Origin of the sequence: Streptomyces canus 299MFChir4.1 (assembly GCF_000383615.1) — a bacterium.
GTDB classification, from domain to species: Bacteria; Actinomycetota; Actinomycetes; order Streptomycetales; family Streptomycetaceae; genus Streptomyces; species Streptomyces canus_C.
Genome location: NZ_KB911606.1, coordinates 1 through 11,582, shown reverse-complemented (window position 1 = coordinate 11,582; position 11,582 = coordinate 1). Strand labels below are relative to the sequence as shown.

Genomic DNA, 11,582 nt, shown 5'->3' with positions numbered 1-11,582 from the left:
CCCGCCCCGGCTGTGAGCGACGTCACCGCCCGGAAGCGCGGCCGGCCCCGTCGTACGGAATCCGACGCGGCCGGTACCCGGGACCGGATCCTCGGCGCGGCCCGTGAGGAGTTCTCCGAGCGGGGCTACGAGAAGACGTCCGTGCGCGGGATCGCCAAGGCCGCCGGGGTCGACTCGGCCCTGGTCCACCACTACTTCGGCACCAAGGAACAGGTCTTCGAGGCGGCCGTGGAGGTCGCCGCCGCGCCTGCGCTGAGCGCGCCCGCCGCGCTCGCCGAGGGTCCCGTGGAGGACGTCGGAGAGCGCCTCACCCGCTTCATCTTCGGCGTCTGGGAGAACCCCGCGACGCGTCTGCCGCTCCTGGCGATCGTCCGTTCCGCAGTGAACAACGAGACGGCGGCCGCCGTCTTCCGCCGGCTCGTCGCCGCCCAGCTGCTGCGCCGCGTCGCCGACCAGCTGGACCTGCCGGACGCGGAGCTGCGGGTCGAACTGGCGGCCGCGCAGCTCGTGGGGACGGCCATGCTGCGGTACGTGATCAAGGTGGAGCCGCTGGCGTCGTCGGACATCGAGCAGATCATCGCGCGGGTCGCCCCGGTGGTGCAGGGCCATTTGACCGGTCCCTGACTCCGAGACGGGCGTCCCGCATTCCGGACACCCTGTCCCGACCCCTGGATGACCGGCGTACGCTCGTCAGCAGTCAGAAGTCTGATACGACCGTCTCCGAAGTCTCTGACGACCGTCTCTGAAGGAGCGAGCGACGATGCCCGAGCTGAGGTCCCGCACAGTCACCCACGGCCGCAACATGGCGGGCGCACGCGCCCTTATGCGCGCCTCCGGTGTACCCGGTGCGGACATCGGCCGCAAGCCGATCATCGCGGTCGCCAACTCCTTCACGGAGTTCGTGCCGGGCCACACCCACCTGCAACCGGTCGGCCGGATCGTCTCCGAGGCGATCGTCGCGGCCGGCGGCATCCCGCGCGAGTTCAACACCATCGCCGTCGACGACGGCATCGCGATGGGCCACGGCGGCATGCTGTACTCCCTGCCCTCCCGCGACCTGATCGCCGACTCGGTCGAGTACATGGTCGAGGCCCACTGCGCCGACGCCCTGATCTGCATCTCGAACTGCGACAAGATCACCCCGGGCATGCTGAACGCGGCCCTGCGCCTGAACATCCCCACGGTCTTCGTCTCCGGCGGCCCGATGGAGTCCGGCCGCGCGACCCTCGTGGACGGCACGGTCCGCACGCTCGACCTGGTCGACGCGATGTCCGAGGCCGTGAACGAGAAGATCTCGGACGCGGACATGCTCCGTATCGAGGAGAACGCCTGTCCGACCTGCGGCAGCTGTTCCGGCATGTTCACGGCCAACTCGATGAACTGCCTGACGGAGGCCATCGGCCTCTCGCTCCCCGGCAACGGCTCGGTCCTGGCCACGCACACGGCCCGCAAGCAGCTGTACGTCGACGCGGCCGACACCGTCATGGACATCACCCGCCGCTACTACGAGCAGGACGACGAGACGGTCCTGCCGCGCAACGTCGCCACCTTCGCGGCCTTCGAGAACGCCATGGCCCTCGACATCGCCATGGGCGGCTCCACCAACACGATCCTCCACCTGCTGGCCGCGGCCCAGGAGGCGGAGGTCCCCTTCGGTCTCGCCGAGATCGACGCGGTCTCCCGCCGCGTCCCCTGCCTCGCGAAGGTCGCCCCGAACGTGGCGAAGAACCGCACGTACTACATGGAGGACGTGCACCGCGCCGGCGGCATCCCCGCCCTCCTCGGCGAACTGCACCGCGCCGGCCTGCTCAACGAGGACGTGCACTCCGTCCACAGCCCCTCCCTCGCGGACTGGCTCAAGACCTGGGACGTCCGTGGCGGCTCGCCGTCCCCCAAGGCCCTGGAACTGTGGCACGCGGCCCCCGGCTGCGTCCGCTCCGCCGAGGCCTTCTCCCAGTCCGAGCGCTGGGAGTCCCTGGACGAGGACGCCGCCGAGGGCTGCATCCGCAGCGCCGAGCACGCGTACTCCAAGGACGGCGGCCTGGCGGTCCTCAAGGGCAACCTGGCGGTCGACGGCTGTGTCGTGAAGACGGCCGGCGTCGACGAGTCCATCTGGACGTTCGAGGGCCCCGCCGTCGTCTGCGAGTCGCAGGAGGAGGCCGTCCAGAAGATCCTCACCCAGCAGGTCAAGGAGGGCGACGTCGTCGTCATCCGCTACGAGGGCCCCAAGGGCGGCCCCGGCATGCAGGAGATGCTCTACCCGACCTCGTACCTGAAGGGCCGCGGCCTCGGCAAGGCCTGCGCCCTGATCACCGACGGCCGCTTCTCCGGCGGCACCTCGGGCCTGTCCATCGGCCACGCCTCCCCGGAGGCGGCGGCCGGCGGCACCATCGCCCTCGTCGAGGACGGCGACCGCATCCGCATCGACATCCCCGGCCGCTCGATCGAGCTCCTGGTCGACGACGCCGAGCTCGCCCGCCGCGAGGCCGCACTGGACGGCGTCCACGCCCCGAAGAACCGCGAGCGCAAGGTCTCGGCGGCACTGCGGGCCTACGCCGCGATGGCCACCAGCGCGGACAAGGGCGCGGTCCGGGACGTCTCCAAGCTCGGCTGACCCACCACCCGACACCGAGGGCCGCCTCTTCCGGGGCGGCCCTTCGCGTTGCCCCCGGTCACCAGGAGGCGGGCTCGCGGGCATCCACGGCGAAGACGGTGCCGTCGGGGGCGGTGGCGTAGACGTGGTGGTGGGCGAGGACGGGTTCGGGCAGCGAGCCGTCCACCGTGCCCGAGTTCGAGCCCGGACGCGCCCGGGTCTGCCCGACGAGTCGTCCCTTGACGACATCGACGGCGAGGAGTCGCCCGTCGGCGGCCGTGAAGTACACGTGTCCGTCGTCGGCCACCGGTTCGGAACCCCGGCTCACGGTCGTCTCAAGATGCCAGACCCGCTTGCGCGCCCGGGTGTCCACGGCGTCCAGGGAACCGGTCGCGGCCAGGACGTAGACGACGTCGCCGCGCACGGCCGCGTGGGCGTCGGGCCGCGCGACGGGGAGTGCCACCCGGCGCGAGGACCCGGACTCCGGGTTGTAGCGGACGACGGCGTCCGTGTCGCCGTACTCATTGTTGGCGGAGAGGAAGAAGACCGAGCCGTCGTGCACGCCGACGGGTGTCAGGCTCCCGCTCAGCCGCGCCTTCCAGCGCACGGCTCCGCCGGCCGGGTCCAGGGCCGTGACCTGGGTGCTGGAGGCGTCGGTGGAGATGGTCGTGGCGTAGGCCAGGGGGGAGCCCGCGAACGAGGTCAGGTACGGCAGGATCTGGCCCGGTATCCGGCCGCTCCACTTCGTTTTCCCGGTCACCGCGTCCACTCCGGTGACCGTCCCGTCGGCACGGGGGAGCAGGAGTGTTCCCCCGACGACGGCCGGCCTGCCGTTCGTGGGCATCGTCCGCTCCCAGCGCGTCCGGCCCGAACCGGGGTCGAGTGCTTCCAGGTGCCGGTCCTCGTCCGTCAGTGTCTGCACGAGACCGCCGCCGAGTACCGGCGGCCTGGCGGCCCTGGACGCGGCGACGGAGTGCCGCCACAGCACGCTGCCGTCCGACGGGTCCAGGGCGAAGACCACTCCGGGCCGGGCACAGAGCAACTGCCGCGTCCCGTACGAGCACTGCGCCGAGCCGGTGCCGCCGGACACCGGCTTCGTCTGCCAGGCCGCGAACCCGGAACCCGTCGCGGCGGGGGTCTGGCCCTTCTCCGGCACCGGATCGTCGTCGCCGAGCATCCGGACGGAAGCGAGAACCCCGGCAGCGACCAGAGCCGACGCGACCACGGCCAGGGCCGCCGTCCTGCCGGCAGGTCTCCTGCGTCGCGGTTCCGCTTTCCCCGGCTCGCGCCTCGGTGGATCAACGGTCCGCTGCGCCGGTATGAACGCCTGCGTGTCGTACGAGGCCGCGACCGACCGCAGCTCCCGCATCAACTCGTCCGGGGTGGGCCGGTCCTCGGGCTCCTTCGCGAGACAGCGCACGATGAGCGGCGCGAGATTCCCCGGTACGCCCGTCAGGTCCGGCTCGTCGTGCACGACCTGGTAGGCGACGACATACGGACTGTCGGAGTCGAACGGCCCACGCCCGGTGGCCGCGTGCACCATCACCGATCCGAGCGCGAAGATGTCGGCGGCGGGTCCGACCTCCCGTGGCCGCCGGAACTGCTCGGGCGCCATGAACGGCGGCGTCCCGATCAACTTGCCCGTCTCGGTCCGCAGTTCGCTGTCCTTTGGCCGAGAAATGCCGAAGTCGATGACCTTCGGCCCGTCCTCGGCGAGCAGCACGTTGCTCGGCTTCAGGTCCCGGTGCACGACCCCGACACGGTGGATGTCGCGCAGCGCCTCGGCCAGACCCGCCATCAGCCGACGCAACTGCGCGGGCTCCATGGGCCCGTTCCGTTTCACCTCGTCGGAGAGCGTCGGGCCGGGGATGAACAGCGTGGCCATCCAGGGCCGTTCGGCATCGGGATCGGCGTCGACGACGGACGCGGTGAACGCCCCGCTCACCTTCCGGGCCGCGACCACCTCCTGCCGGAAACGCCCCCTGAACTCAGGGTCCTTGGCGAACTCGGTGTGCACGACCTTCACCGCGAGCTTCATCCCCGAGGTGCTGCGCGCGACATGCACCACGCCCATCCCGCCGGACCCGAGACATGACTCCAGCCGGTAGTGACCGGCGTACTCGGGAAGTTCCGCTTCCGCGCCCGCTCCGGTGTTGCCCTGTGGCGCCATGGAACCACCCCCGTGCTGATCGTCCGCGCGCGCGACGCACGGAGCCTAGTCGATGACTCGTTCGGGACAGAGGCGGCTTGCTAGTCTCCGCGTGCGAGTTGCGTACATGTGTTTCATGGCGTGATTCAGGGGAATCAACGGGACCCCATGGCAGTCATGGGGACCAACGGGGGAGGTTTTTCATGTCTGTTGACCGCGTGGAAGAGACAGGCGCCGTCAAGGAGGCCGCGGCTGTGACAGCGGCGGCGACGGTTCGCTACTACTCCGTCGCGCCCGGCGTCCGGCTCAACGTCCGCAGCGGCCCCGGCACCAGCTACACCATCATCAGAGTGCTGGCCGAGGGCGTGAAGGTCCCCATCTACTGCCAGACCCCGGGCACGTCGGTGGCCGGCCCGTACGGCACCAGCAACATCTGGGACAACATCAGCAACGGCCAGTACGTCTCAGACGCCTACGTGCTCACCGGCAGCGACGGCTACGTCGCCGACCGCTGCTCCTGAGCCTTCCCGGGGGGAATTGTCATGACATCGCTCAAACGCAGATCCGTCATGCTCGCGGGCCTGGCCGGCGCCTTCCTCATGGTGGGCGCCGCCCACGCCGAGGCGGCCGTCCACTACTACGACGTCGCCCCGGGCCTCCGACTGAACGTCCGCCGCGGTCCCGGAACGCAGTACGGCATCGTCCGCGTCCTGCCCGAGGGTGCGAAGGTGGCGATCTACTGCCAGACGCCGGGCGAGACGGTGTCGGGCTACTACGGCACGTCGAACATCTGGGACAACATCGCCAACGGCGAGTTCGTCTCGGACACCTACGTCAAGACCGGCAGCGACGGCTACGTGGCGTCGCCCTGCGGCTGATCCCCGAAGGGAGCCCGCCCCGTCCCGGAGCCATAATCGTCCCGTGAGCGACGAATCCGGCACCCAGGACATCCCCGCGGGCTCCCCCTCGGGCGGCCCCCGCCCCGAACCGATCCGCTTCTTCGGCACCACCTGGGTGGACCACGGCAACGGCTACGCCCTCCGCCGCGTCGGCGCCGCCGTGGGCTCCCTCGCCGCCGCCGTCGCCTCCTGCCTGATCCTCCGCTTCGCCTACGAGGGCCTCCAGATCGCCGACACCGGCAGCTTCGTGACCGTCCTCGTCATCGCGATGTTCGCGATCTGCAGCGCGCTGGCCTTCCGCAACACCTGGGACAGCTTCGGCGGCCGCCCCGACCCGGACCGCCAGGCCTCCCTCCGCGGCCTCCTGGCCATCGGGTTCGTCGGATCCCTCCTCGCGTACTTCTTCCGGTCCCTGGCGGAGGCGCCTGGCGAGAAGCTGCACCGGGAGGAGTACGAGGCCGCACGCAGGGAGCACGAGCAGCGCGGTGCGCGCCGTACCGGGAACCCCTCGAAGAAGAAGCGCCGCCGCTGAGAACTTTCGGGCTTCCCGCCGGGGTGGCTCTCCGGCGCTGCTCTCACCGGAAACTCACCGCCTCCTGATCCCCATCCGGCCACCATGGCCTCATGGCCGCTTCCTTCCACACCGCCCGAGCCCACTCCTTCAACTCCGCCGCCGCCCAGTACGCCGCCAACCGCCCCTCCTATCCGCCCGCCCTCTTCGACGCGATCGAGGAACTCGCCGGGCGCACGCTCACCGGCGCCCGGGTCGCCGACGTCGGGGCCGGTACCGGGATAGCGACCGCGCTGCTGCACGCCCGAGGCGCCGAGGTGGTCGCGGTCGAACCCGGGAGCGGCATGGCCGAGCAGTTCCGTCGCACCCACCCCGGCATCCCGATCATCAGGGGCGACGGCAACGACCTCCCCCTCCTCACGGACTCCGCCGATCTGCTCACCTACGCCCAGTCCTGGCACTGGACCGACCCGGCCCGCGCGGTCCCGGAAGCCTGCCGCGTGCTGCGGCCGGGCGGCGCGCTGGCCCTGTGGTGGAACACCTACGCCCTCGACATCCCGTGGATCACCGGTCAGGTCGACCGGGTCGCCGAGCACTTCAAGGACTACGGCGCCCACCCGGCCGTCGAGGTGAACGGCAACGGAGCCCGGTCCGCCCTGGCCGACCCCAGCGGCCGCCTCGACTTCATCCACCGGGTGGTCCGCTGGAGCCGTCATGTGCCCGTCGACACCCACCTCGCCAACATCGGCAGTCACTCGATGTTCCTCGTGGCGGGTGAGGGCCACGCGGACGTCTTCCTCACCGAGGAGCGGCGGATCCTGCTGGAGCTCTTCCCCGAGGGGACAGTCGAGGAGACCTACGACGTCGAACTGCTCGTCGCGGTCAACGCCTGACCCGCCGCGGCCCGCCCCTCCACGGCCGCCGCCGCGCGCGTGGTTGACGGTCCGGACTGGCGAGAGCATTATTCATCGCATGATGAATAATGAGTCCGGGCCGCCGCTTGCCGACAGCACGGACCAAGAGCCGGCCACCCCCGCCGTCCACGCCGACGGCCTCACCGTCGTCCGAGGCCCCCGCACCGTCCTGCGCGGCCTCGCCTTCGACGTCCCCCGCGGCCGGATCACCGGCCTCCTCGGCCCCTCGGGCTGCGGCAAGTCCACCCTGATGCGCTCGATCGTCGGCACCCAGGCCAACATCACCGGCACCCTCGACGTCCTCGGCCGACCCGCGGGCCACCCCTCCCTGCGCACCCGCATCGGCTACGTCACCCAGGCCCCCTCCGTCTACGACGACCTGACCGTCCGCCAGAACCTCGACTACTTCGCCGCGATCCTCGCCCCCGGTCGCGCCGCCGCCGAACGCCGCCGCACCGACGTCACCCGGGCCATCGACGACGTCGACCTCGCCACCCACGCCGACTCCCTCGCCGGGAACCTCTCCGGCGGCCAGCGCAGCCGCGTCTCCCTCGCCGTCGCCCTCCTCGGCACCCCCGAACTCCTCGTCCTCGACGAACCCACCGTCGGTCTCGACCCCGTCCTGCGACGCGACCTGTGGAACCTCTTCCACGACATCGCCGCCCGCCGCGGCGCCACCCTCCTCATCTCCTCCCACGTCATGGACGAGGCCGAGCGCTGCCACCGCCTCCTCCTGATGCGCGAGGGCGAGATCCTCGCCGACGACACCCCCGAAGCCCTCCGCACCCGCACCGACACGGACACCGTCGAGAGCGCCTTCCTCCACCTTGTCGACCAGGCCGTCGAGGCAAGCCGCACCAAGGAGCACACGCGATGAGCACCACCACGCCCCGTCTCGCGCCCGCCCCCAGCAGCGCCCTCAGCCTTTCCCGCACCACCGCCACCGCCGCCCGGGTCCTGCGCCAGCTCCGCCACGACCCGCGCACCATCGCGATGATGATCCTCATCCCCTGCGTGATGCTGCTCCTGCTGCGCTACGTCTTCGACGGCAGCCCGCGCACCTTCGACAGCATCGGCGCCTCCCTCCTCGGGATCTTCCCGCTGATCACGATGTTCCTGGTCACCTCCATCGCCACCCTGCGCGAACGCACCTCCGGCACTCTCGAACGCCTCCTCGCCATGCCACTCGGCAAAGGCGACCTGATCGCCGGCTACGCCCTCGCCTTCGGCGCCCTCGCGATCATCCAGTCCGCCCTGGCCACCGGCCTCGCCGTCTGGATCCTCGGCCTCGACGTCACCGGCAGCCCCTGGCTCCTGCTGCTGGTCGCCCTGCTCGACGCCCTGCTCGGCACCGCCCTCGGCCTGTTCGTCTCGGCCTTCGCGGCCTCCGAGTTCCAAGCCGTCCAGTTCATGCCGGCCGTGATCTTCCCCCAACTCCTCCTCTGCGGTCTCTTCACCCCCCGCGACAACATGCATCCCGTCCTGGAGACCATCTCCGACGTCCTGCCCATGTCCTACGCCGTGGACGGGATGAACGAGGTCCTCCGGCACACGGACATGACAGCGGCCTTCGTCCGCGACGCGCTGATCGTGGCGGGCTGCGCACTGCTCGTCCTGGGACTGGGAGCGGCGACACTGAGGCGCAGGACCGCGTAGGGCCGCCTGGGACCGCCCAAGCCCGGCACCGGTCCCATGTCCCGCCCACCGGACACCCACCCTGCCCGTCCCGGCCCGGTGCCAGACTGAACCGCATGAGCCAGAAAGTCGCAGTCCTCGGCACCGGCAAGATCGGCGAAGCCCTGCTCAGCGGAATGATCCGCGCCGGCTGGGCCCCGGCCGACCTCCTGGTCACCGCCCGCCGCCCCGAGCGAGCCGAAGAACTCCGCAGCCGTTACGGAGTCACCCCGGTCACCAACCCGGAAGCCGCCAAGACCGCCGACACCCTGATCCTCACGGTCAAACCGCAGGACATGGGCACACTCCTCGACGAACTCGCCCCGCACGTCCCGGCCGACCGCCTGGTCATCAGCGGTGCCGCCGGCATTCCCACCTCCTTCTTCGAGGAGCGCCTCGCCACCGGCACCCCGGTCGTCCGCGTCATGACCAACACGCCCGCCCTGGTCGACGAGGCCATGTCCGTCATCTCCGCCGGCACCCACGCCACCGCCGACCACCTTGCCCACACCGAGGAGATCTTCGGCGCCGTCGGCAAGACGCTCCGCGTCCCCGAGTCCCAGCAGGACGCCTGCACCGCCCTTTCCGGCTCCGGACCGGCCTACTTCTTCTACCTGGTCGAAGCCATGACCGACGCGGGCATCCTGCTCGGCCTGCCTCGCGACAAGGCCCACGACCTGATCGTCCAGTCCGCGATCGGCGCCGCCACGATGCTCCGCGACAGCGGCGAACACCCGGTGAAGCTCCGCGAGAACGTCACGTCTCCCGCGGGCACCACCATCAACGCCATCCGCGAACTCGAGAACCACGGCGTACGAGCCGCCCTGATCGCCGCCCTCGAAGCCGCCCGCGACCGCAGCCGCGCACTGGCCTCCGGCAAGAAGGACTGACGCCCACCGGGGGCGGACACCCCGCCCTGGCCACGCCCGAGGTGGCCCCCTCAAGCGCACCCGCCCCCGCGCACGGCAATCACCCTCCTCACCGGCGACGCCTACCGAGCAGCGTTCAGCACCACACCGCTGCCGACCACGCCGGTATCACCAGCCGCCGTATCCGAAGCCGCCGTATCCGAAGCGGCCGGAAGCAGCCCGATCGCGCGATAGGCCGCATCGACGGTCGGCCGGGCCATGGCCCTGGCCCTCTCCGCACCATCCCGCAGCACCCCCTCCACATAGCCAGGATCCGCGCACAACTCCTTGTGCCTCTCCTGCACGGGCCTCAAGACCTCGACCACGGCCTCGGCGGTGTCCTTCTTCAAGGCGCCGTACGACTCATATACACCGCTCAGCTCAGATGGGTTCCCACCCGTGCAGGACGCGAGGATCTCCAACAGGTTCGCCAGCCCGGGCCGGTCCTCCCGGTCGTACACGACGTCCCGCCCGCTGTCGGTCACGGCCCGCATGACCTTCCTCCGCACCACGTCCGGCTCGTCGAGCAGATAGACGATCCCCGGACCCGAGTCGTCGGACTTCCCCATCTTCGACAGCGGCTCCTGGAGGTTCATCACCCGCGCGCCCACGTTCGGCACGGTGGCCCGGGGCACCGTGAACGTGTAGCCGTACCGCTGGTTGAACCGCACCGCCAGATCCCGGGTCAGCTCCACATGCTGAGCCTGGTCGTCCCCGACCGGCACCTCGTCAGCCCCGTACGCCAGGATGTCCGCCGCCATCAGCACGGGATAGGTGAGCAGCGACAGCCGCACACTCCCGCCCCGCGCCCGCTCCCGAGCGGCCTTCTCCTTGTACTGGATCATGCGCCGCATCTCGCCGTCCGTGGCCACGCACTCCAGCACGTACGACAGCCGCGCGTGCTCGTCCACATGACTCTGCACGAACACGGTGCACAACTCGGGATCCAGCCCCGAAGCGAGCAACAGCGTCGCCGCCTGCCGACTCAGTCGGCGCACCCGCGCCGGATCATGGTCGACGGTCAGGGCGTGCAGGTCGACGATGCAGAACAGCGACTCCGCCCGGTGCTGGTCGACCGCGGCCCACTGCCGCATGGCTCCCAGGTAGTTCCCCAGCGTCAGATGCCCCGTCGGCTTGACCCCGCTGAAAACCCGCGTCATCTCTCCACCTCCTGGTCGAGACCGCCGTCCCCGGCCGGCCGACCCTCAGGAGTCCTGGAGGGAGATACGCGAACGGCCGCCGAGAAGGCGGCCGTTGAGTGCATACGTGCTTACGGCCGCCGTCAGGCGGCCCACCACTGCTGGGTGCACGTACGCGTTGTCATGCAGGCCAGGCTACGCCTCCAGGAGCCCGTCCGGACCTGAGTTGACACTCCCCAGCCCGGTACGTAGTGTTCTCCGAGTTGTCCGACGTGAGCGCCGACCCCGGTCGGTCCCCGGACAGCCATTCCGCAGGTACCAACCAACAACGACGACAGTCGCTCTGTCTGCCGTCGCTGCATTGGCGTGTGTATTCGCGCAATGAGGAATCCACGTTCGAAAGGACGGTGGCCCCCGATTAGCTCGGGAGCCGGGAATCCGCTAAAGTCTCACTCGTCGGAACGGCCCAACGGCTGGGAAGACAAGCCCCCTGACTGGGAATCAGGCCCGAAAGGATCTGATAGAGTCGGAACCGCCGGAAAGGGAAACGCGAGAGCGGGAACCTGGAAAGCGCCGAGGAAATCGGAACCGAAAGGGTCTGATAGAGTCGGAAACGCAAGACCGAAGGGAAACTGCCCGGAGGAAAGCCCGAGAGGGTGAGTACAAAGGAAGCGTCCGTTCCTTGAGAACTCAACAGCGTGCCAAAAATCAACGCCAGATATGTTGATACCCCGTCTCCAGCATCTGCTGGGACGAGGTTCCTTTGAAATAAACACAGCGAGGACGCTGTGAATG

11 protein-coding genes are annotated in these 11,582 nt (G+C 70.1%); 9 read left to right on the top strand and 2 right to left on the bottom strand.

Features of this window, described 5'->3' with window-relative positions; translation table 11 throughout:
• The first annotated feature begins 12 nt into the window (after positions 1-12).
• Together H293_RS0135265 and ilvD are read left to right on the top strand one after the other, a co-directional pair.
• On the top strand, positions 13-624 hold the full coding sequence (locus H293_RS0135265; RefSeq protein WP_028808479.1) for a TetR/AcrR family transcriptional regulator: 612 nt from the start codon (positions 13-15) through the stop codon (positions 622-624).
• A gap of 136 nt (positions 625-760) precedes the next feature.
• Positions 761-2,614, top strand: coding sequence for a dihydroxy-acid dehydratase (gene ilvD, locus H293_RS0135260; RefSeq protein WP_020122526.1), 1,854 nt, complete (start codon positions 761-763; stop codon positions 2,612-2,614).
• Between the two features lie 58 nt (positions 2,615-2,672).
• On the opposite strand, the gene H293_RS0135255 is transcribed toward ilvD, so the two are convergent.
• Complete coding sequence (locus H293_RS0135255) at positions 2,673-4,763, bottom strand: serine/threonine-protein kinase (protein ID WP_020122525.1); 2,091 nt, start codon at positions 4,761-4,763, stop codon at positions 2,673-2,675.
• 182 nt (positions 4,764-4,945) lie between these two features.
• On the opposite strand from H293_RS0135255, the gene H293_RS0135250 reads away from it, so the two are divergent.
• From H293_RS0135250 to proC, 7 genes are all read left to right on the top strand, one after another.
• Positions 4,946-5,263 carry an SH3 domain-containing protein gene (locus H293_RS0135250; RefSeq protein WP_028808478.1) on the top strand — a complete coding sequence of 106 codons (318 nt, stop codon included), beginning with the start codon at positions 4,946-4,948 and terminating at the stop codon, positions 5,261-5,263.
• A 21-nt stretch (positions 5,264-5,284) separates the two neighbouring features.
• Positions 5,285-5,620 carry an SH3 domain-containing protein gene (locus H293_RS0135245; protein ID WP_028808477.1) on the top strand — a complete coding sequence of 112 codons (336 nt, stop codon included), beginning with the start codon at positions 5,285-5,287 and terminating at the stop codon, positions 5,618-5,620.
• Between the two features lie 43 nt (positions 5,621-5,663).
• Positions 5,664-6,173 carry a hypothetical protein gene (locus tag H293_RS0135240; RefSeq protein ID WP_020122522.1) on the top strand — a complete coding sequence of 170 codons (510 nt, stop codon included), beginning with the start codon at positions 5,664-5,666 and terminating at the stop codon, positions 6,171-6,173.
• Between the two features lie 92 nt (positions 6,174-6,265).
• A complete protein-coding gene (locus H293_RS0135235; RefSeq protein WP_020122521.1) occupies positions 6,266-7,045 on the top strand; it encodes a class I SAM-dependent methyltransferase in 780 nt (259 codons plus the stop codon).
• A gap of 79 nt (positions 7,046-7,124) precedes the next feature.
• Positions 7,125-7,943: an ABC transporter ATP-binding protein gene (locus tag H293_RS0135230; protein WP_020122520.1), complete on the top strand. Its 819-nt coding sequence runs from the start codon at positions 7,125-7,127 to the stop codon at positions 7,941-7,943.
• Positions 7,940-8,722 (top strand): ABC transporter permease, encoded by a 783-nt coding sequence (locus tag H293_RS0135225; protein WP_020122519.1) that lies wholly within the window; start codon positions 7,940-7,942, stop codon positions 8,720-8,722. The genes H293_RS0135230 and H293_RS0135225 overlap by 4 nt, the downstream gene beginning before the upstream one ends.
• Before the next feature lie 95 nt (positions 8,723-8,817).
• Positions 8,818-9,630: a pyrroline-5-carboxylate reductase gene (proC, locus tag H293_RS0135220; protein ID WP_020122518.1), complete on the top strand. Its 813-nt coding sequence runs from the start codon at positions 8,818-8,820 to the stop codon at positions 9,628-9,630.
• Positions 9,631-9,731: 101 nt separating this feature from the next.
• On the opposite strand, the gene trpS is transcribed toward proC, so the two are convergent.
• A complete protein-coding gene (gene trpS, locus H293_RS0135215; protein ID WP_020122517.1) occupies positions 9,732-10,808 on the bottom strand; it encodes a tryptophan--tRNA ligase in 1,077 nt (358 codons plus the stop codon).
• Positions 10,809-11,582: the final 774 nt, after the last annotated feature.

Excerpts from the sequence above, each read along its gene's own strand:
- ilvD (WP_020122526.1), top strand. The coding sequence starts at position 761 with ATGCCCGAGCTGAGGTCCCGCACAGTCACCCACGGCCGCAACATGGCG.
- H293_RS0135255 (WP_020122525.1), bottom strand. The coding sequence starts at position 4,763 with ATGGCGCCACAGGGCAACACCGGAGCGGGCGCGGAAGCGGAACTTCCC.
- H293_RS0135250 (WP_028808478.1), top strand. The coding sequence starts at position 4,946 with ATGTCTGTTGACCGCGTGGAAGAGACAGGCGCCGTCAAGGAGGCCGCG.
- H293_RS0135245 (WP_028808477.1), top strand. The coding sequence starts at position 5,285 with ATGACATCGCTCAAACGCAGATCCGTCATGCTCGCGGGCCTGGCCGGC.
- H293_RS0135235 (WP_020122521.1), top strand. The coding sequence starts at position 6,266 with ATGGCCGCTTCCTTCCACACCGCCCGAGCCCACTCCTTCAACTCCGCC.
- H293_RS0135230 (WP_020122520.1), top strand. The coding sequence starts at position 7,125 with ATGATGAATAATGAGTCCGGGCCGCCGCTTGCCGACAGCACGGACCAA.
- H293_RS0135225 (WP_020122519.1), top strand. The coding sequence starts at position 7,940 with ATGAGCACCACCACGCCCCGTCTCGCGCCCGCCCCCAGCAGCGCCCTC.
- proC (WP_020122518.1), top strand. The coding sequence starts at position 8,818 with ATGAGCCAGAAAGTCGCAGTCCTCGGCACCGGCAAGATCGGCGAAGCC.
- trpS (WP_020122517.1), bottom strand. The coding sequence starts at position 10,808 with ATGACGCGGGTTTTCAGCGGGGTCAAGCCGACGGGGCATCTGACGCTG.